A 20790-nucleotide genomic window follows, 5' to 3' on the forward strand; every position below is an offset into this window, starting at 1 on the left:
AACGATCAAGGACGCGCCATGACGGATACCAGTATCGGAGACGCCGCCTTGCGGCAGGCTTAACGGAAGCTTAATTTTCCGACAGGTAGACGTGGGTTGCGCCCCTCGGGATGCCGGAGTACCGTCGAACGGACCGATCTCCACCAAACCGGGGGGAATCACATCCGGCGGTCCGCCAAGCCATCGATCGATGCTCCGTCACGAAACCCCGAATGAACCCCGGCCACAGGAGAAGCAGCCGATGGCACGAAGATCCCCCCGATGGACCCAGACGCCCGCCGCGGTCCCAAGCCTGATCCTCTTGCTGCTGGCCTTCGGCGGCTCCGGCTGCCAATCCACCGCGAACGATCGGGACGAGTCCAAATGTAAGCCGACCCCCGGCATGACAACCGCGGAGTTGACCGATTGCGGCTGTTTTTCCGCCAACCACCAAACCCGTTATACGAGCGGCTTGACAGTGGAAGACGACGACCGAGAGGTGCAAAGCGTCACGATCCTGAGCTACCTCTGCCCGACCGCATCCGCTGGGCTCACCCAAGTGGTGGTGATCAACGGCATCGCCAAGAACGTTCATCAATAGCATGAAGGCCCTGGACAGACTCCTCAGGCGCTGGCAACTGCTGGCCCTCGCGCGTGTCGCGCCGAAAACCCTGGCGGACACCGGGGCCAAACGTCTGCTAAGGCAGGTCAGGCGGGTCGCGCGGCGGGTTCCGGCCTATGGCGCCATTCTCCGCGAGCGCCAGATCGCGATCGAGCGGATTCGGACCCCGGCCGATGTCATCCGGCATTGTCCCATCCTCGGCAAGGAGGATCTCTTCGGCCGCTTTCCGCTGACGGAACTCTGCGTCGACGGAAACCTGGGGCCACTGGCCAGCGTCCTGACCAGCTCCGGCCACGGCAACCGCTTCGCCTTCGGGCTCTCCACCGCCAGACAGGCGCGCGCGGCGACACGGGCGATCGACCTGGGGTTGGAGCACGCCTTCCAGACCGATTCGAACCCAACCCTTTTGATCAACGCCCTGCCCATGGGCGTGCGCTTCGCCAGCTCCAGCGTCACCATCGCCGAGACCAGCGTGCGCGAGGACATGGCGGTGGCCCTGCTGCGGGAGATCGCGCCCCACTATGCTCAAAGCCTCCTGGTGACGGATCCGCTCTTCTGCAAGCGCCTGCTGGAGCACGCCGCCGATGTTGGGCTGGACTGGTCGAACCTGAAGGTCAACCTGATCCTGGGCGAGGAGACCTTCGGCGAGCACTTTCGGAGCTATGTAGCCCGGGGTTTCGGGCAGGATCCGCAAGGCTGGACGCGCGGTTTCGTCGGATCCTCGATGGGTATCGGCGAGATCGGTCTGAACCTCTTCTTCGAGACGCGCGAGACCGTCCGGCTGCGTCAGTTGGCCCAGGCGCGTCCCGAGGCCATGGCCGAGGTGATCGGCCGATGGCCTGGGCGAACGCCGCCGCTGCTGTTCGTCCACGATCCCAGGCGCGTCTTCGTCGAGGTCCAGACCCCGGACCCGGACGGCTATGGCGGACTGGTGCTCTCGACCCTGGACCCATCCCTGATGCTGCCGCTGTTGCGCTACGCGAGCGGCGACCGTGCCCGGCTCCTCGACACCCAGGCGATGCGCCGGGCGCTGTACTCGGGCGGATTCGCCGACCTCGCGCTTCCAACCCTGCCCATGATCGCCCTCGCCGGTCGGGAAACGGACGTGCTGCCGGACGGACGCACACTCCTGGACTTCAAGGACGCGCTCTATGCGCGGCCCCAGGTCGCCGATCAGCTCAGCGGCGCCTTTCGGATCGAGGACGAGGCGCTCGGACATCGCATCCATTTGCAGACACGGCCGGGATGGCGCGGCGTCGAGCAAGACCTCGTCGATCAGGTCGCGCCCGCCTTCCCCCCGCCGAGAGCCGGCGCTTCGGACCAGGTTCAGATCTGGGACCATGACCGCTTCCCCTACGGCCGGGGCCTGGATTACGAGCGGAAATTCACCTATTACGCCCCTCGGGAAACATCGCCGCCGCGCCGGCCCGCCTGAGCCGTCCGAGCGACGGGCCAGGATCAGCCGATCGAGGCCAGATCGCCCCAGGAGTCGCCCCGATCCCTCGCGAACGCCGGCCAAAGCTCGGGCTCAAGCCCGGTGAGCATGAAGCGCAGCACCTCCGGCGCGGTGCGGTACAGATGGCGCTCGAGCGTCTCGATACTCGCCAGATAGGGACGGACCGGGCCGAAGTAGTCGATCCTCGGGCCGATCGGAGTGAAGTCCAAGCCCATGCGGCGGAGGATGATGTCCAGGCCACGCTCCATGGCCACCACCCAATGTTCGACACCCCGACGCCGGCTCTCCTGGTAGAGCAGGCGGTAGATTCCGGAAACGATCTCGGGGGTCTGCTGCGACGTCGGAAAGGCCAGAATCTCGGCTCCGCCGGCCTGGGGCGAACCGGGACGCGGCGGCCCGCCATAAAGACCATCGCCCTTGCGTCGCCGAAAGGCCCTGGAAACGGCCAGGCGCGAGATCTCGACATAGCGCGCCGGGAACGGACCGGTGGTGTCGCTCGGCACCTCCCGACCAGGCGAGAACCGGCAATGCCCCTCCAGCGGAAACCCCAGCGCCGAGGGCATGACCAGACGCGCCGTCCCGGCCGGTTCGCCCTGTTCGTGCCTAGCGAGGATCGGCACGGCATGGGCGTCGAACGCATCGCGCTCCAATCCCTCGGGATAATGGCTGGCGTCCAGGAACCCCCGCTCCAGACAGTACACCTGATAACGAATCCGATAGGTCGAGGCGATGTCTTCCTCGCGATCGGCGCGCGAGAACGAAAAATGGCGTCCGGGCACCGACTTCGCGTGTTCCAGGCCGGGCGTCACTGTGGTTGCGACCATATCTGAGTCCCCCATTGTGCCGAGCGGCGAGAGGCGTCGCCTCGGGGTGTTCGCGATGAGTATCCGAGCCGGCATGCTCCATGCGCGAGGACGGTGCCGGGGCTTGATCCCGGTCGCGCTCCATGCGTCCGACACTGGTCTTTTTGGGGCCAGGGATTAGACTTCAAGAACCCCGCGTCACAAGGTTTCGCGCCCAACACGCCCGGCCAAGCGAGCCACTTGACCCTTATTCAACGCAGGATGCCATTCACATGAAGGGATTGGCTTGCTTCGTGTTTCTGCTGGGCCTCGCCTCCGCCGGCGCTCAAGAGTTGATCGTGAACAGGAGTGCGGGCGTCGAATCCCTGACCCGCAATGAGGCCAGACTCTATCTGACCATGCGCCTGAAGCACTGGCCGGATGGAACAGAGGTCAGGCTCTTCGTGCTGCCCGACAATGACGCGCTCCATCAGCATTTCGTCAACGCCATCCTCGGGCTCTATCCCTATCAGCTGCGGCGCGTCTGGGACCGTCAGATCTTCACCGGAACCGGACAGGCTCCGATCCTCGTCAACTCGCGCGAGGAGATGCTGCGGCGCGTGGCCTCGACTCCGGGAGGTCTCGGCTACACCGACGGACTGGTCTCCAACCCGGCCGTCCACACCATCGAGGTCCAGTAGATGAGGCGATACCTAAGGCTCGCCATCGTCCTCCCACTGGCCATGGGATCCCTGTCGGCGAGCGCGCTGGATCTGTTCGAGGAACGCCTGCGGATCCATGGGTTCGCCAGCCAGGCTGTCGTCGACACCAGCGACAATCAGTATTTCGGCGACAGCACCGGAACCTCGTTCGACTTCACCGAGCTGGGTCTCAATGCCTCCTACCGCTTCACGCCCCGGATCCTGCTGTCGAGCCAGGTGCTGGTCCGTCGCGCCGGCGACATGTATGACGGAACCCCCTCCATTGATTACGCCCTGGCGGACATCACGGCCTCATCAACGTCGGAGGCCCGCTTCGGCGCTCGACTCGGACGGATCAAGAACCCTTTGGGACTCTATAACGAAACGCGGGACGTCCCCTTCACCCGTCCGGGGATCTTTCTGCCGCAAGTCATCTACTACGACAAGGTCCGCAATCTGGTTCTCTCATCCGACGGCGTCATGTTCTTCGGCGAGACCTATGGCGAGGCCGGAACGCTCTCCCTGAACCTTGGCGTCGGACAACCCATCATTGATGACAATGCCGAATGGACCTATCTAGGGGATGACTTCGAGGGTCGACTGGAGCCGCGCGATCCAACCTGGATCGCCAATCTCTGGATCGCGAGCCCGACCGAACGACTCAGGGCCGGACTCGGCGTGGTCGCCTCCAGCCTGTCCTACGACGCCTTCGAGTCGTCGTTCCTTGAATCCGGCTCGATCGGGTTCATCAATACCATCCTGTCATTGCAGTACAACGATGAGCAATGGACGCTCTCGGCCGAATACTCGCGCATGCCGCTCGAATGGAAGGAATTCGGCCCCGTCTTCCCGTTCAGCAAGCAGACGACGGAGGGCTACTATCTTCAGGGCGCCTATCGACCGCGCCCGAATCTTGAACTCTCGCTGCGTTACGAAGAGGGGTTCGCGGACCGTAACGACCGTGATGGGAGCCGATCATCGGCGCTGACCGGTGGACTCACGCCCCCCTTCGACTTCTATTCCAAGATATGGACGGCCGGTCTACGCTGGGATGTGAAGCCTAATCTGATGCTCCGATTCGAGTACCAACGTCATGCCGGAACCTTCGCGCTTTCGATCCGTGAAAATCCCGATCCATCGGATCTCGTCAAGCATTGGGACGCCTTCGCCGCCTCGATCTCGGTACGTTTCTGAGGCGCTCGGGTGAGCCCCGAGGTCGCCGCCACCCGACCCAGACCCTACCTCAGCCTGCGCTGGAAGGCCCTGATCGCCCTCAGCCTGCTACTCCTCGCCGTCAACGCCAGCCTCGCCTTCATCGCCAACCATCAATCCGTGCGGCAATTCGAGTCGCGGCAGTCCCATGTGCGCGACCAGCAAGCCCGCCAGTTACGCGCCATGCTCAGTGAGCGCGGCCAGGAAATGTCCAAGCTGGCCAGTCTGGTGCCCCTGCTCGGCCCGCGCGAGGCGGACAGCCTGAGCGAGCGACTGCGCCTGGCCCTGGACACCAATGGCGCGGTCCTGGATCTGGAGTGGGATATCCGGAGCGTGCACTGGCTCGGCACCGCGGGCGAGACCCTCATCGCCTGGCCAGACGGCGTCCCGAGGATCCCGGCGGAACTGCGCGCGACCATCGAGCAGGCGCCCGAGAGCGTGGCGTCGGTGCTGGCCTGCCGTCCCGCCTGCGGACAATTCCAGGCCATCCCACTGCTTTGGCGTGGCGTCTTCGCCGGCAGCCTGGTGCTCGAACGCTCGCTGGCCGATGCCCTGCTGACCTTCAACGCCCTGACCGGGGCCGAGATCGCCATCGACGTCGTGGATCCAGCCAGGGGTCACGACCGGCTCGATCCGGAGGCCGCCGGCTATCTGGACTTCCCCGTGATCACCTTCCCGGAGCAATCACGGCCGGTGCTGCGCGCGGCCGGGCGCGCGCTCCTGGAATCCTCCCGCTCGGGCGATCCCATCCTGACGCGCCACGCGGGCGGTTGGTTCGAGATCTTTCGGATCCCTGGGCTCGCCGAGGGGGTGGACGCCTATGTGATCAACGACGTCACCGAGCAACGACTCGGCATCCAGGCCACCACGCGCAAGAGCCTGCTGATCGGCGCGCTCGGGCTGCTGCTGTCCGAGCTGCTCCTGCTGATGATCATGCAGGCGCCCTTGCGTCGACTGAAGCACCTGGCGACCGCGCTGCCCCTGCTGGCCGAGCGACGCTATCTCGATCTGCGGGACCGACTGGCGCGGTTCGGCGGAACCCGGATCGCGGATGACGAGATCGATCTGATGGTCGCCACGGTCGGCCGCCTGACCGAACGGATGGAAACATTGCAACAGGATCGCGAGCAGGCCGAGGCCCGGCTGCTTTGGCTATCCGACCATGACCCACTGACGCGGCTCATGAATCGCCGCCGGTTCAAGGAGGATTTCACCCGCATCGTTGATCAGGCGACGCGCTATGGCCACCAGGGCGCGCTCCTGTTCCTCGACCTGGATGAGTTCAAGGACGTGAACGATCTCAATGGACATCAGGTGGGCGACAGCCTGCTCCAGCGTGTCGCCGAGGAACTGCGTGGCATCACCCAACCCAGCGACCTGCTGGCCCGGCTCGGTGGTGACGAATTCGCCCTGGTCCTGCCCGAGGCCAGCCTGGAGGAGGCAACGGCGCATGCCGACGCGGCCCAGCGGGCGATCCGCTCCATCACCCTGAGCGAGCAGGGTCGCCAGCACCGCATCTCCGCCAGCATCGGCATCGCACGCTTCCCTGCGCATGGGAGCGAGATCCCGGAGTTGATGGCGAACGCCGACCTGGCCATGTATCAGGCCAAGGAGCACGGACGGGGACGCTGGCATCTGTTCTCGGCCCAGGAGCCGGTACGCGAGCAACTCGACGCCCGCATCCTCTGGAAGGAGCAGATCGCCGAGGCCCTGCGCGACGAGCGTTTCGCCCTCTACTTCCAGCCGATCATCGACATCCGCACGGGCGTCCCCTGTCACATGGAAGCGCTCCTGCGCATGATCGATTATCGGGGCGCCGTCATCGGTCCGGATCGATTCATCCCGATCGCGGAAAAGACCGGGCAGATCCAGGCCATCGATCAATGGATCCTGACCAAGGCGCTGGGAGTCCTGGCCAGGCACGGCGAGATCCGGCTCGCGATTAATCTCTCGGCCAGCGCCATGGACGATCCGACCATCCTGACCACGCTCCAACGGCTCCTGAGCGAGTACCGCATCACTCCGTCGAGGCTCTCGTTCGAGGTCACCGAAACGGTCGCGATCGGCAGCCTGAGCCGCGCGGCGCGTCTCATGCGGAGCATTCAGGAGTTGGGGTGCCGTTTCGCGCTGGACGATTTCGGCAGTGGTTATGCCTCTTACGCCTATCTGCGCCAACTGCCGGTGGATGACATCAAGATCGACGGCGCCTTCATCCGCGACCTTCCAAGCAACCGGGAGGACCGGATCTTCGTCAAGGCCGTCACCGACATGGCCCACGGCATGGATCGACGGGTCATCGCGGAATTCGTCGAGACCGAGGAAGTGCTCGAGATCCTCAGGGAACTCGGGGTCGACTGCGCCCAGGGTTATCTGTTCGGAAAACCAGCGCCGCTGGCCGAGCCATGAGGCTGGAAAGGGTGGAATCCGGGAGGGAAGCTGGAAATGTGGGTCGCCGGGCTGTTCGCCCGGCGATCCTTGCGACGCTAGAACACCGGATCAGCGGCCGGGGGCGACCGGGGTCAGTCGCCAGATATCCCGGTTGTATTCGCCGATGGTGCGGTCGGATGAGAAATGACCGCTGCGCGCGGCATTGAGGATACTCATCCGGACCCAGCGCTCGCGATCCCGATAGGCCGCGGCGGCCTGCTCCTGGGCCTCGATATAGCCGCGGAAGTCAGCGGCGGTCATCCAGGGGTCGTGCGGATTGCGGACCGAAAGGATGACCTGATCGAAGACGCCGCCCTCGAACTGGTTGAAATGACCCGATTCGAGCAGATTCATCACATCCATCAGGGCCGGATCGCCCGCGATGATCCCGTTGGGATCATAGTGATGACGGCGTGACTCGACACCCGCCGCCGTCAGGCCGAAGAGGAAGAAGTTCTCCTCGCCCACCTGGTCGCGGATCTCGATGTTGGCACCGTCCAGCGTGCCGATGGTGATGGCGCCGTTCATCATGAACTTCATGTTGCCGGTGCCCGAGGCCTCCTTGCCGGCGGTCGAGATCTGCTCCGACAGATCGGTGCCGGGGGCGATCACCTCCATCAGCGAAACGCGGTAGTCCGGAACGAAGGCGACCCGCAGCAGGCCCTCGGTCGATGGGTCCATGTTGACGACCCGCGCCACGTTGTTGACCAGCCGGATGATCTGCTTGGCCATCACATAGCCGGGCGCCGCCTTACCGCCGATCAGGACGCAACGCGGGGCCCAGTTGGCGGTATCGCCGCGCTTGATGCGGTTGTAGAGATGGATGACGTGCAGGACGTTGAGCAGTTGGCGCTTGTACTCGTGGATGCGCTTGACCTGTACGTCGAAGATGGCGTCCAGCGGAAAATTCACCCCGCAGATCTCGGCGACGTGCTCGGCGAGCTGGGCCTTGTTGTCCTGCTTGATCTGGTGCCAGCGCTCGCGGAAGGCGGCGTCCTCGGCGTGGGGAACCAGGCGCGCGAGCTGATCGAGATCGCGGACCCAATCGGTACCGATGGTCTCGTCGAGCAGGGTACGCAGCCCCGGATTGCATTGGGCGAGCCAGCGGCGCGGGGTCACGCCGTTGGTCTTGTTGTTGAATTTCGCCGGCCAGAGGTCATGGAAGTCGCGGAACAGTCCCTCGATCAGCAGCTCGGAATGCAGCGCCGCGACCCCGTTGACCGAATAGCTTCCGACGATCGCCAGATAGGCCATCCGCACCTGGGGATCGTAGCCTTCCTCGATCAATGACATGCGCCGCTGGCGGTCGATGTCGCCGGGCCAGCGCAGGGCGACCTCGGCCAGGAAGCGGGCATTGATCTCGAAGATGATCTCCAGGACACGCGGCAGAAGCTGGCGGAACAGGCGTACCGGCCAGCGCTCCAGCGCCTCGGGCAGGAGCGTGTGATTGGTGTAGGCCATGGTGTGACGGGTGATGTTCCAGGCCTCGCCCCACTCCAGACCGTGCTCGTCCATGAGTTGGCGCATCAGCTCCGCGACCGATACGGCCGGATGGGTGTCGTTGAGCTGGAAGCAGTTCAGCTCGGCGAAGCGGCTGAAATCCGCGCCATGCAGACGGATCCAGTCGCGCAGCACGTCCTTGATGCTGGCGCTCGCCAGGAAGAACTGCTGACGCAGCCGCAGCTCCTTGCCGTTCTCGCTCGCGTCGTTGGGATAGAGCACCATGGTGATGTGCTCGGCAGCGTTCTTCTGGGCAACCGATTCGGGGTAGCTGCCAGCGTTGAACTCGTCGAGATCGAAGTCGTCGGTCGCGGCGGCCTTCCAGAGACGCAGGGTATTGACGGTATTGTTGCGGTAGCCGGGCACCGGGATATCGTAGGGCACCGCCAGCACGTCGTGACTATCCACCCACTGGACAATCGTCCGACCCTTTTGATCCGTATAGCTCTCGGTCCGTCCGCCGAACTGGATGCGCTGGGTGAACTCGGGTCGTTCCAGTTCCCAGGGGTTGCCGTCGCGCAGCCAGTGATCCGGCTCCTCGACCTGTTCGCCATTCTCGACCAATTGACGGAACATGCCGTACTCGTAGCGCAGGCCATAGCCCCTGACGGGGAGCTGCAAACTGGCGCAGGAGTCCAGAAAACAGGCGGCGAGCCGACCCAGGCCACCATTGCCGAGTCCTGGATCCGGCTCGTTGGAGGCGATCTCCTCGAGCTCCAGCCCCAGGTTGTAAAGACCCTTCTCGACCGCGCCGTCGACCTCGAGATTGAGCATGGCGTTCGACAGCGCCCGCCCCATCAGGAACTCCAGCGAGAGGTAGTAGGCGCGTTTGCTGCCCGCCTCGTCATAGGATTGACGGGTGACTTTCCAGCGCTCCATCAGGCGGTCACGCAGGGTGATCGCCAGGGCCTTGTAGGGGTAGTAGGCGGAATGGCAGTCCCGATCGCGTCCGAAGGTGTGCGCGTAGTAGCGCTTGAAGTCGTTCGCGAGACCCTCGGGTTCCATGGACAGGGGTGGAAGATCGAAAACCGAATCGTTGGGTTGATTCTTGATGGGGTTGGTCAGGGAGGACATACGACAGGGATCCTTCTGGATGCGTGTTGAACATTAAAGATGTTAATAGCTTCGGGCTTCGGGGCCTATGAATGCAACCCGCAATCACTCCGGCCCTATGATTATCGACGACTCGGCATGAGGCTCGGCAGGGGCGAGCGGCCCTGTTTGAAGTCGTTTCGCAGCCGGGTCAAGAGTTGGGCGCGCTCCGCGTCGCCGGCCACCATCAGGGCCGTGAAGGCGGCACGCCACTGCGCCATGAACTCCCGATCCTCCGCCCGATCGGTGTAAAGCATGACTGCGGTGCAATAGTCGGTGGCCTTGAGATAATCCTTGAAGGGCGTCTCGGTGGGCGCGAGCAGTGATCCGACGAGCTGACGCGCCCGGCTGGAAGGCTTGGGCGTGGCGTCCATCATCTCAGTAGGAAACCATGGTCAGGCGCCAGCCGAGCCGACGGAACTGGAGCCGCAGATTGAGCGGATCGGCCGAGGGTCGGTCGACACGGACCCGAACGTCGCCGAAGCCTTCGAAGAAGACCTCCGAGATGGACGCGAGCAGCCCCAGCCTGGAAGGCGCGACCGCGCCGAACTGATCACCGACCCATTCCAGGGTGACCAGTGACTGGAGCGCCTCGTCCCCATGTTGACGGATACCGGTCTCCAGCCAGGCGATGAAGGGATCGGAGACCCCTTCGATGACGCTGACACGATCCTTGTTGAGTCGGCGCGCGATCTCATCGCGCACCGCCTCCAGATCCACCAGAGCGGCGAGCGTGGCCTGATCACGCCGCGCCAGCGCTCGATCGAGACTCCAGAGCGCGGCGTAGGGCCAGATCCCATGGAGCAGCAGAACCAGGCCCAGGATCGGCAAGGCGCGTGCCGCCGGGCGCCCCAGGAATCGCCTGGATCGACGCGCCAGCTCCCAGCCGGGGCGGGACCATCGCGGCAGGAACGACCTCATGCCCCGAACACCCTCAAGACGTTTCCCCCTGGAATTGCTCGATCGCCTCGCTCACCTCCAGCCAGGCGGTCTCGGTTTCCTCCAGTTCGGCGGCGACCCGACGCTGATCCGCGAGCAGGGCGAGCAGGCGTTCCTTGCCCTCGGGCGCGTAGAGTTCGGGGGCGGCCAGGGCCTGCTCCAGGGTCGCCCGCCGGACGCCCAGCTCGGCCAGCCGTTTTTCCAGCGCCTTTTCGCGCGATTTGAGCGGTTGCAGGGCCTTGCGCGCCTCGGCGGCCTGACGCCGTTGCTGCTTGCGCTCGCCACCCTCGCGCCCGCCCGTGTCCTCGCCGCCGGCGCGCGCGGCCTCGCGTCCGGCGAGCCAGGCCGGATAGTCGTCCAGATCCCCATCGAAGGGACAGACAGCGCCGCCGTCCACCAGCAGCAGGGTATCGCTGGTCACCCGCAGCAGGTGACGGTCGTGCGAGACCAGCACCAGCGCCCCATCGAATTCCTGCAAGGCTTCACTGAGCGCCTGGCGCATCTCCAGGTCCAGATGATTGGTGGGCTCGTCGAGCAGCAGCAGATTGGGCCGCTGACGGATGATCATGGCCAGCACCAGCCGCGCCTTCTCGCCGCCGGACAGGGGCGCGACCGGATCCAGGGCGCGATCGCCCGCGAAGCCGAAGCCACCCAGATAGTTGCGCAGCACCTGCTCGCTCGCCCCCGGATCCAGGCGGCGCAGATGTCCCAGCGGGGTGTCGTCGGCATGCAGTTGATCGAGTTGATGCTGGGCGAAATAGCCTACCCGCAGATCCTGGGCGCGTTCGCACCGTCCCGACTGGAGCACCAGTGTGCCCGACAGCACCTTGATGAAGGTCGACTTGCCGGCGCCGTTGCGACCGAGGAGGCCGATGCGGTCGCCCGGATTCAGGCTCAGTCCGACCCCGCTGATGATGGACCGCTCGCCATAACCGGCCGCTGCCTCGTCCAGGCGCAGCAAGGGTCGCGGCAGTTGTTCGGCGGGCTCGAAGCCAAAGCGAAAGGGCGAGTCGATATGCGCCGGGGCGATCAGTTCCATGCGCTCCAGCGCCTTGAGCCGGCTCTGCGCCTGACGGGCCTTGGTGGCCTTGGCGCGAAAGCGCTCCACGAAACTGTGCATGTGGGCGATCTCGCGCTGCTGGCGGACGAAAGCCGACTGCTGTTGGGCGAGACGTTCGGCGCGCTGACGCTCGAAACCCGAATAATTGCCCGTGTAGAGGGTGAGACGCTGGTGCTCCAGACTCAGGATATGCGTGGCCACCGCGTCCAGGAAATCCCGGTCGTGCGAGATCAGCACCAGGGTTCCCGGATAGGACTTGAGCCAGCCCTCGAGCCAGATGACGGCGTCCAGGTCCAGATGATTGGTCGGCTCGTCGAGCAGCAGCAGATCGGAGCGACACATGAGGGTGCGCGCTAGGGCGAGACGCATGCGCCAGCCGCCCGAATAGCTGTTGACCGCGCGCCGCTCGTCGCCGGGCGCGAATCCCAGACCATGCAGCAGACGCGCGGCGCGGCTCTCGGCGTCATAGCCGCCGATGGATTCCAGACGGCCGAGCCATTCGCCATGCCGCAACCCATCGCCCGCCGCATCGGCCTCGGCTAGTTCGGCCTGGATACGGCGCAGCTCGCGGTCGCCATCGAGCACGAACTCAATGGCCTGGCGATCGGTGTCCGGGGTGTGCTGGGCGACATGGGCGATCTCCCAGCCGAGCGGGATGGAAAACTCGCCGCCGTCCGCGTGCAGTTCGTCGAGCAGCAGGGCGAAGAGGCTCGACTTCCCACAGCCATTGGCCCCGACCAGACCCGCCCTCTGGCCCGGATAGATGGTGAGCGTGGCCCCCTCCAGCAGGAGATTGGGGCCACGACGGAAACTCAGGTCTTTCAGTTGCAGCATTGGAGATCCGTGGCGAGGTGAAGGAAGGCCGGGACATCCAGCGTCAGGCGCGGATCGGGATTCCCTGGGGTCGAGGAGGCGTCCATCACCCAGACCCCGGCGTCACCCGATCCAGCCGACGATAGCCGATCGCCTCGCTCAGATGGGTGGAGTCGATGGCCCCGGCGCCCTGGAGATCGGCGATGGTACGGGCCACCTTGAGGATGCGGTGATAGGCCCGCGCGGACAGACCGAGCCGGGTCAGCGCCTGCTCCATCAGCCGCCGGCCCGTGGCGTCGAGCGCGCAGTCGCGATCGATCTCGCCCGGACTCAGCTCGCTGTTCGGCTTGCCGGCGCGCGCCTCCTGACGCTCGCGCGCGACGGCCACGCGGGCGCGCGCCGTGGCCGTGGTCTCGGCGCCGGCGGGCGGCGGCCCGCCGAGCCGGGAGACATCCAGCCGAGGCACCTCGACATGCATGTCGATGCGATCGAGCAAGGGGCCGGAGATCCGTCCGCGATACCGGGCGACCTGCTCCAGCGTGCAGCGACAGCGCCCGCTGCTGTCGCCCAGATAGCCGCAGGGACAGGGATTCATGGCCGCCACCAACTGGAATCGGGCCGGAAAACGCGCCTGTCGCGCGGCCCTGGAGATATCGATGTGACCGGACTCCAGGGGTTCGCGCAGCACCTCCAGCACCCGGCGATCGAATTCGGGCAGTTCGTCCAGGAAAAGCACGCCCCGGTGGGCCAGGGAGATCTCGCCCGGCTTGGGGTTGCTGCCCCCGCCCACCAGGGCCACGCCGGAGGCGGTATGGTGCGGCGAGCGGAAGGGGCGTTCGAGCCAGCGGACGGGATCGAAGGGGTCGCGACCACTGACGGAGCGGATCGCCGCCGTCTCCATCGCCTCGGCCTCGCCAAGCGGCGGCAGCAGGCCCGGCAACCGATTGGCCAGCATGGACTTACCCGTGCCCGGCGGGCCGATCATCAGCAGGCTGTGGGCGCCGGCGGCGGCGACCTCCAGGGCGCGCTTCGCCTGCTCCTGACCGCGCACCTCGGCCAGATCCGGATACTCGGGCGCGCGCTGGAGCGGACCATCCGACACCTGCGTCGACAGCAGAGCCGTCCCGTTCAGATGCTCGCAGACCTCAAGCAGATGGGACGCGGGCCGCACCAGCAGGCCGGTGACCAGGGCCGCCTCGGCGGCATTCTCCCTGGGCAGCACGAGCGAGCGTCCCGCGTCGCGCGCCGCCACGGCGATCGGCAGCACGCCATGTACCGCGCGCAACTGTCCGGACAGGGCCAGTTCGCCGACGAACTCGTATTCACCCAGCGCGGAGGCCGCCACCTGCCCGGAGGCACCGAGAATTCCGAGCGCGATGGGAAGATCGAAGCGACCGCCCTCCTTGGGCAGATCGGCGGGAGCCAGATTGATGGTGACGCGACCATCCGGAAAGCGGAAGCGGCCGTTGAGCAGGGCTCCCCGCACCCGGTCACGGCTTTCCTTCACCGCCATCTCGGGCAGGCCGACGATGGACATCACGGGCAGCCCACCGGACAGATGCACCTCGACCGTCACCGATGGGGCATGAATCCCGACACGCGCACGACTATGAAGGATACAGAGCGCCAATTCCCGGCCGAACGCTCAGTCCGATGGGGCGCGCGTCGCCGCGAGCGCCCGTTCCAACGCGGCGACCTGGGTCTCCAGCACGGCCAGCTTCTCGCGCGTGCGCGCCAGCACGGCCGACTGAACGTCGAATTCCTCGCGGGTCACCAGATCGAGCCGCGACAGGCCGGCCTCCAGCGAGGCGCGGACATTGCGGTTGATATCCTCCTGCAACACCTGGAGCCCCTTCGGCATGGCCGAGGACAGACGTTGCACCAGGTCATCGAATTGTTTTGGGTCCAGCATCGGGAAACCTCTGCGATAGGGTCATTAGAGACTCCAGGCGGCGCGGATCTCGGTTTCACCCAGCGCCTCGCCGCTAAGGCGAGGGGCGAGTCGGAGCCTGGACCGGCCGGGAATATTGAACCCGCATTATAGGCGCGGGGCTTCGAGGCGTCTTCGACATCGAGCGCACCATAAAAGTGCGGACGACTCGGAGGACCTTTTTCGATGCCTTATTTTGGCGCAAGCGACTGTTGCGAGTTTCACACATGAGGCCGAAAAGCCTCTGTTTTTGCGTGATCCATCCCCTCTGGCATGTTACGTGCTGATGTCGGCAGTACGACAATCATGGCCTGCCGGTCTGTTCCGGGCTCTGGTCTGGCCTCCCAAACCTCCCTCGCGGATACCCGTACCAAACAGAGGAACCCATCATGAAGTCACAACGTATCAGCGCCCTAGCCGCGGTCGGCGCCATGGCCATTGGGCTGGGCGTCCAGCAGAACGCCGCGGCCGAGGATCCGAATTCCGTCAGCGCCAATATCGGCGCCGTCAGTAACTACATGTGGCGCGGCCAGACCCAGACCGACAATGGGCCGGCGATCCAGGGTGGCGTCGATTATGCTCACGCGAGCGGTTTCTCCGCCGGTACCTGGGTTTCGAACGTCGACTTCGGCGCGGGCGACGAGACCAACTACGAGCTCGACCTCTACGCCGGCTTCGGCGGCGCCATCAACGACGACCTGAGCTACGCGCTCAAGCTCATCTACTACGCCTATCCGGACGGGCGCGATCTTGATTTCTCCGAGCTCGGCGCGAGCGCGACCTACAAATGGGTCACCGCCGGCATCGACTACACCTTCTACGGCCAGGCGGACGACGCTCGGGGCGTTCTCGATGACGAGGCGAATTACATCGAGGGCGACCTCTATTACCACGCCAGCGTCGACCTGGATCTGCCCTACGAGCTGGGCCTGAGCATCCGCGGCGGTTACTACGATTTCCGCTACAACGACGGAGGCAACGACTACGCCCACTGGGGTCTGTCGCTCAGCCGCGAGGCCGGCGATTTCGGCACCTTCAGCCTGAACTACGATCAGGTCGGCCGCGATACCTACGACGAGGATCCGAAGATCTGGGTCGGCTGGCTGAAGTCGTTCTGAGCCCCGCGCCCCTCGCGACTTGAACCCAACCAGACCAAGGCGTCTCGCCCTGGTCTCAATCGGAGTGAATCAGCAATGAAATTGGTCGCAGCCGTCATCAAACCCTTCAAGCTCGACGACGTGCGCGAAGCCCTCGGGGATATCGGCGTCTCCGGTATCACCGTCATCGAGGTCAAGGGCTTCGGTCGCCAGAAAGGCCACACCGAGCTGTATCGCGGCGCCGAGTACGTCGTGGACTTCCTGCCGAAGATCAAGGTCGAGATCGCGGTCGACGACGACATGGTCGACAAGGTGATCGAGGCCATCAGCGCCGCCGCCCGCACCGGCAAGATCGGCGACGGCAAGATCTTCGTGTTCGACCTCAAACAGGTCATCCGCATCCGCACCGGCGAGACCGGTTCGGATGCGCTCTGATTCAGGACCGGGAGACCTAATGGTGAAATCGCTTCGCACACAACCCCTGATACGACCGCTGCTCGCGGCCCTGCTGACCTTCGCGCCCCTGCTGGCCTTCGGCCAGGAAGAAGCCGTGATCGACTCGGGCGACACAGCCTGGATGCTGACCGCGACCGCGCTGGTCCTCTTCATGACCATCCCGGGCCTGTCGCTCTTCTACGCCGGCCTGGTGCGCGCCAAGAACGTGCTGTCGGTGCTGATGCAGTGCTTCGCCATCACCGCCGCCATGAGCCTGCTCTGGGCCATCTATGGTTACAGCCTGGCCTTCACCGACGGCGGCTCGACGCAGAGCTTCATCGGCGGTCTGGACAAGCTCTTCCTGGCCGGCATGACGGTCGACTCGATCCAGGGAACCATCCCCGAGTCGGTCTACATGACCTTCCAGATGACCTTCGCGATCATCACCCCGGCCCTGATCGTCGGCGCCTTCGCCGAGCGGATGAAATTCTCGGCCATGCTGATCTTCATGGCCCTCTGGTTCACCCTGGTTTACGTGCCGATCTGGCACTGGGTCTGGGGCGGCGGCTGGATCGCCGAGATGGGCGCCCTGGACTTCGCGGGCGGCACCGTGGTGCACATCAACGCCGGCATCGCGGCCCTGATGGCGGCCCTCGTCCTGGGCAAGCGCAAGGGCTATCCGGGCACCGCCATGCCTCCGCATAACCTGGGCCTGACGGTCATCGGCGCCTCCATGCTGTGGGTCGGCTGGTTCGGCTTCAACGCCGGATCGGAACTCGCCGCCGACGGCACCGCCGGCATGGCCATGACGGTCACCCAGCTCGCGACCGCGACCGCGGCTCTGACCTGGATGTTCGCGGAGTGGATCAACCACGGCAAACCCTCGGTCCTGGGCATCGCCACCGGCGCGGTCGCCGGTCTGGTAGCCATCACCCCGGCCTCCGGCACCGCCGGCCCCATGGGCGCCATCATGATCGGCTTCGCCGGCGCGCTCTTCGCCTTCATCGCCTCGACCAAGGTCAAGCGCTGGCTCGGCTATGACGATTCGCTCGACGTCTGGGGCGTGCATGGCGTGGCGGGCATCGTCGGCGCCATCCTCACCGGTGTCTTCGCGGACGTCAGCCTCGGCGGCTCCGGCCTGGCGGAGGGCGTGACCATGGGCGGACAGGTCTGGGTCCAGTTCCTGTCCGTGATGGCCACCCTGGTCTATGGTGGCCTGGTGAGTCTGATCATTCTCCTCATCATCAAGGCGACGATCGGTCTGCGCGTCACCGAGGAACAGGAAACCGAGGGTCTCGACCTCTCGCAACACGACGAACGCGGTTACATTCTCTAACGACCACCCAAGCGGCCGGGCTCTCGCCCGGCCGCCCTTCTCGCCCACCCAATCCTCGCACGATCCTCGCAACCAACAGGGAGGCGGCATCCCAGTGGACGCCACCACGCAACTCGGCTACGCGCTTGATACCTTCTATCTCCTGGTGACCGGGGCGCTGGCCATGTGGATGGCGGCCGGATTCGCCATGCTCGAGGCCGGTTTGGTCCGGGCCAAGAACACCGCCGAGATCCTGACCAAGAATCTCGCCCTCTTCGCCGTGTCCGGTCTCATGTACATGCTCGTGGGTTACGGGATCATGTACCCGGCGGGCGGCAACGGCCTGATCCCCGACATCGCCTGGGGCTTCATGCTCGGCGGCGAGCAGGCGCTGGCCAAGGTGGCGGCCGAGGCGATCACGCATGCCCGCAGGGCCGACTTCTTCTTCCAGATGGTCTTCATCGCGACCGCCATGTCCATCGTCTCCGGGGCCGTGGCCGAGCGGATGAAGCTCTGGTCCTTCCTGATCTTCGCGGTGGTCCTGACCGGCTTCATCTACCCGGTTCAAGGGTACTGGAAATGGGGCGGCGGCTGGTTGCAGGCGCTGGGTTTCAGCGACTTCGCCGGCTCCGGCCTGGTCCATCTGTGCGGCGCCTCGGCGGCGCTCGCCGGCGTCCTGCTGCTCGGTCCGCGCCAGGGGAAGTACGGCAAGGACGGCTCCATCCACGCCTTCCCAGGGGCCAATCTGCCCTTGGCGACGCTCGGAACCTTCATTCTCTGGTTCGGCTGGTTCGGCTTCAATGGCGGATCCCAGTTGGCGCTGAACGGCCTGGAGAACACCAACGCCGTCGCCGCGATCTTCGTCAACACCAACCTGGCCGCCGCCGGAGGAACCCTGCTCGGGCTGATCACGGCGCGTCTGCTGTTCGGCAAGGCCGACCTCACCATGGCGCTCAACGGCGCGCTCGCCGGCCTGGTGGCCATCACCGCCGAACCGCTCACCCCATCCCCGCTGATGGCCGCGCTGATCGGCGGCATCGGCGGGGTTCTCGTGGTGTTCGCCATCGTCGCGCTCGACAAACTGCGGCTCGACGACCCGGTCGGGGCCATCTCGGTACATGGCGTGGTCGGCATCTGGGGACTCCTGGCAGTGCCCATCACCAACGACAACGCCGGATTCGCCGCTCAGTTGATCGGACTGAGCGCCATCCTCGGCTGGGTCTTCACGACCTCGCTCGTCTTCTGGTGGCTAATCAAGCGCACGCTGGGCATCCGGGTCAGCGAGGAAGAGGAGTACCTGGGCATCGACATCGGCGAATGCGGACTCGAAGCCTATCCCGAATTCGTCCGCTCGCGCGGGGCCCAATAAACGGCCGACCCGCCATTCCGTGAGCGACGCCAGGGACAGAACCTCCGGATCGGTCTTTGATTTCTTCCTGTTGTGATTTCATTGGGGCCGCATGGCCCCATTTTTTTGCTGGAGCGCGGGTTCCGGCCCCTCGATCAGGGTTTCGATCGGGGCCGGACGGCGCGATCGCTCCTCGCCAGGCCGTCCCATCGGTCGGGCGGGTCAGTCCCGTGACGCCCCTCTCAGATCGGATCGACGGAACTTCCCTATCATTCCTGGCCGAATCATTACTTGGACCCCAATAGCCGCCAGCGGCTCGCGGGGCGGAAGGGTCGGGAGACGAACAGGGCCGCGCGACCGTTCCAAGGCCGGGGTCGCGGCCCGCCTCCAAGTCCCGCGGATTCACGTTCACCGGATGGATCATCATGACATTTTCGACCGAACTGGCGGCCCTCAAGGGTCCGGCTCTCTGGCAACATTTCGCTGGTCTGTGCGAGCGCGCCTCCTCGGTTCAGGAAAGGCTGCTGCTTGACCTGACGCGGCGAAACGCGAACAGCCGCTTCGGTCGCGAGCACGGATTCGACGCGATCACCTCGATCGAGGACTTCCGCCGCCAGGTTCCATTGCGCGACTGGAATGAAATCGAGCCCTACGTGACCGCCCTGGTCGAGGGCGAAACGGACGCCCTGACCAGCGGGCAGCCGGTTTCGCGCTTCGTCATGACGAGCGGAACCACCGGAACCCCGAAGCTCATCCCGGCCAATGAAGCGACGCAGCAGGCCAATGGCGTCAGCATGGCGCTGCGCCTGCTCGGCGTCCTGCGCGACCATCCGGAGGTGATGCGCGGAGACATCCTCGCGCTGGCCAACACGGCGGTCGCCGGCCAGACCGCGAGCGGCATTCCCTATGGATCCGCCTCGGGCATGTCCATGAACCGCGCGCCCGAGGAGCTTCGACAACGCTTCGCCTATCCGCCGGCGGTGCTGGAGATCAAGGATCCGGCCAGCCGCGTCCAGGCCATGCTGCGTTTCGCCCTGGAGCGCGATCTGGCGCTGGCGATCGGCAACAATCCGCTCAATTTCACCCAACTCTTCGACGCCCTGCCGGCGCATGCGGAGTCGCTAATCGCCGACATCGAGGCCGGCACGCTCACCACGCCGACCCCGCTGCCGGAGGAGTTGCGCCAGCGTCTGGAAAGCGATCTATGGCCGAATCCGGAACGCGCGGAGGCGCTAAGGGCCTTGGATGTCCTGTCCGCCCGCGCGGCCTGGCCGAACTTGCGTCTGATCGTCTGCTGGAAGACGGGTCTCATGAGTCGCTTCCTGGACGAGCTGGCCGAACGCTGCCCGCCGGGCACCATCTTCCGCGAGTACGGCTACGGCGCCAGCGAGGGGCTCCTGACGATTCCCGCGAGCGACGAGACCTCCGCCGGCGTTTTGGCCATTCACGGCATCTTCTTCGAGTTCCTGCCCGAGGAGGCGACCGCGACCCCGGACGCCCCGACGCTCCTGGCCCATGAATTGGAGGTCGGCCAACGCTATCAACTGGTGCTGACCACCGCCGCCGGTCTCTATCGCTATGTCCTGGGCGATCTGGTGGAGGTTCAGGGCTTCCTCGGTCAGGCGCCGCTGATCACCTTCCAGCGCAAGGTGGGCGATGTACTGAATCTGCTGGGCGAGAAGATCGACGCCCGTCAGGTGGCCATGGCGATGGAATCCGCGCAAGGCGCCGGCGGTGTGGCGATCCGTCACTTTCAATGGCTGGCGGACGAGGCGACGCTGGGCTATGAGCTGTGCGTGGAACCCGCGACGGACGGCGAGGAGGCCCAGTGGAGAACGCTGATCCAAGCCTTCGACCAGGAACTGCGAACCCTGAGCTACGGCTATGATCTGCGCCGCGGCAACGGCACCTTCAAGCCACCCAGGCTGCGGCTGATGCGCTCGGGCTGGCTGACGGCACTCTCGCAACGCGGCGGCTATCAGGCCAAGCCGAAGATCGTCGCCACTCAACTGGCCGAGGCGGCGTTCACCGAGCGCTTCGTCACGCCGACCGATCCGGCCCCGGCCGTCTAGGCGACACCGA

General features: G+C 65.4%; 17 protein-coding genes. 10 read left to right on the top strand and 7 right to left on the bottom strand.

Features of this window, described 5'->3' with window-relative positions; genetic code table 11:
- Positions 1-241: 241 nt before the first annotated feature.
- Together CKO27_RS02725 and CKO27_RS02730 are read left to right on the top strand one after the other, a co-directional pair.
- Complete coding sequence (locus tag CKO27_RS02725) at positions 242-580, top strand: hypothetical protein (RefSeq protein WP_200373337.1); 339 nt, start codon at positions 242-244, stop codon at positions 578-580.
- A 1-nt stretch (position 581) separates the two neighbouring features.
- Positions 582-2036, top strand: coding sequence for a phenylacetate--CoA ligase family protein (locus tag CKO27_RS02730; RefSeq protein ID WP_200373338.1), 1455 nt, complete (start codon positions 582-584; stop codon positions 2034-2036).
- A gap of 23 nt (positions 2037-2059) precedes the next feature.
- Here CKO27_RS02730 and CKO27_RS02735 read toward each other — a convergent pair whose 3' ends face one another.
- Positions 2060-2881: a PEP-CTERM/exosortase system-associated acyltransferase gene (locus CKO27_RS02735; protein WP_200373339.1), complete on the bottom strand. Its 822-nt coding sequence runs from the start codon at positions 2879-2881 to the stop codon at positions 2060-2062.
- Positions 2882-3132: 251 nt separating this feature from the next.
- On the opposite strand from CKO27_RS02735, the gene CKO27_RS02740 reads away from it, so the two are divergent.
- Genes CKO27_RS02740 through CKO27_RS02750 form a run of 3 tightly spaced genes read left to right on the top strand, consistent with a single transcriptional unit; the run spans position 3133 to position 7158 of the window.
- Positions 3133-3540, top strand: a complete 408-nt coding sequence (locus tag CKO27_RS02740) for a type 2 periplasmic-binding domain-containing protein (protein ID WP_200373340.1) — start codon at positions 3133-3135, stop codon at positions 3538-3540.
- Positions 3541-4734 carry a hypothetical protein gene (locus CKO27_RS02745; protein WP_200373341.1) on the top strand — a complete coding sequence of 398 codons (1194 nt, stop codon included), beginning with the start codon at positions 3541-3543 and terminating at the stop codon, positions 4732-4734.
- Positions 4735-4743: 9 nt separating this feature from the next.
- Positions 4744-7158: an EAL domain-containing protein gene (locus CKO27_RS02750; protein ID WP_200373342.1), complete on the top strand. Its 2415-nt coding sequence runs from the start codon at positions 4744-4746 to the stop codon at positions 7156-7158.
- A 90-nt stretch (positions 7159-7248) separates the two neighbouring features.
- Here the strand turns inward: CKO27_RS02750 and CKO27_RS02755 are convergent, their stop codons facing one another.
- The 6 genes from CKO27_RS02755 to ubiK all read right to left on the bottom strand — a co-directional run bounded on the left by CKO27_RS02755 (position 7249) and on the right by ubiK (position 14495).
- Positions 7249-9753 carry a glycogen/starch/alpha-glucan phosphorylase gene (locus CKO27_RS02755; RefSeq protein ID WP_200373343.1) on the bottom strand — a complete coding sequence of 835 codons (2505 nt, stop codon included), beginning with the start codon at positions 9751-9753 and terminating at the stop codon, positions 7249-7251.
- Between the two features lie 101 nt (positions 9754-9854).
- Positions 9855-10148, bottom strand: coding sequence for a hypothetical protein (locus tag CKO27_RS02760; RefSeq protein ID WP_242470692.1), 294 nt, complete (start codon positions 10146-10148; stop codon positions 9855-9857).
- A 1-nt stretch (position 10149) separates the two neighbouring features.
- Positions 10150-10692 (bottom strand): DUF2939 domain-containing protein, encoded by a 543-nt coding sequence (locus tag CKO27_RS02765; protein ID WP_200373344.1) that lies wholly within the window; start codon positions 10690-10692, stop codon positions 10150-10152.
- A gap of 13 nt (positions 10693-10705) precedes the next feature.
- Positions 10706-12604: an ATP-binding cassette domain-containing protein gene (locus tag CKO27_RS02770; RefSeq protein ID WP_200373345.1), complete on the bottom strand. Its 1899-nt coding sequence runs from the start codon at positions 12602-12604 to the stop codon at positions 10706-10708.
- A gap of 85 nt (positions 12605-12689) precedes the next feature.
- Positions 12690-14213: a YifB family Mg chelatase-like AAA ATPase gene (locus tag CKO27_RS02775; protein WP_200373346.1), complete on the bottom strand. Its 1524-nt coding sequence runs from the start codon at positions 14211-14213 to the stop codon at positions 12690-12692.
- 15 nt (positions 14214-14228) lie between these two features.
- Complete coding sequence (ubiK, locus tag CKO27_RS02780) at positions 14229-14495, bottom strand: ubiquinone biosynthesis accessory factor UbiK (protein ID WP_200373347.1); 267 nt, start codon at positions 14493-14495, stop codon at positions 14229-14231.
- A 407-nt stretch (positions 14496-14902) separates the two neighbouring features.
- Between ubiK and CKO27_RS02785 the strand changes: the two genes are divergently transcribed.
- From CKO27_RS02785 to CKO27_RS02805, 5 genes are all read left to right on the top strand, one after another.
- Positions 14903-15631, top strand: a complete 729-nt coding sequence (locus tag CKO27_RS02785; RefSeq protein WP_200373348.1) for a TorF family putative porin — start codon at positions 14903-14905, stop codon at positions 15629-15631.
- A gap of 75 nt (positions 15632-15706) precedes the next feature.
- Entirely contained in the window at positions 15707-16045 is a 339-nt protein-coding gene (glnK, locus tag CKO27_RS02790; RefSeq protein WP_200373349.1) for a P-II family nitrogen regulator, read from the top strand.
- A 19-nt stretch (positions 16046-16064) separates the two neighbouring features.
- On the top strand, positions 16065-17381 hold the full coding sequence (locus tag CKO27_RS02795) for an ammonium transporter (RefSeq protein ID WP_200373350.1): 1317 nt from the start codon (positions 16065-16067) through the stop codon (positions 17379-17381).
- Positions 17382-17475: 94 nt separating this feature from the next.
- Positions 17476-18729 carry an ammonium transporter gene (locus CKO27_RS02800; RefSeq protein WP_200373351.1) on the top strand — a complete coding sequence of 418 codons (1254 nt, stop codon included), beginning with the start codon at positions 17476-17478 and terminating at the stop codon, positions 18727-18729.
- A gap of 404 nt (positions 18730-19133) precedes the next feature.
- On the top strand, positions 19134-20780 hold the full coding sequence (locus CKO27_RS02805; protein WP_200373352.1) for a GH3 auxin-responsive promoter family protein: 1647 nt from the start codon (positions 19134-19136) through the stop codon (positions 20778-20780).
- The last annotated feature ends 10 nt before the right edge of the window (positions 20781-20790 follow it).

It is taken from the genome of Thiocystis violacea (genome assembly GCF_016583575.1).
Lineage (GTDB): Bacteria > Pseudomonadota > Gammaproteobacteria > Chromatiales > Chromatiaceae > Thiocystis > Thiocystis violacea.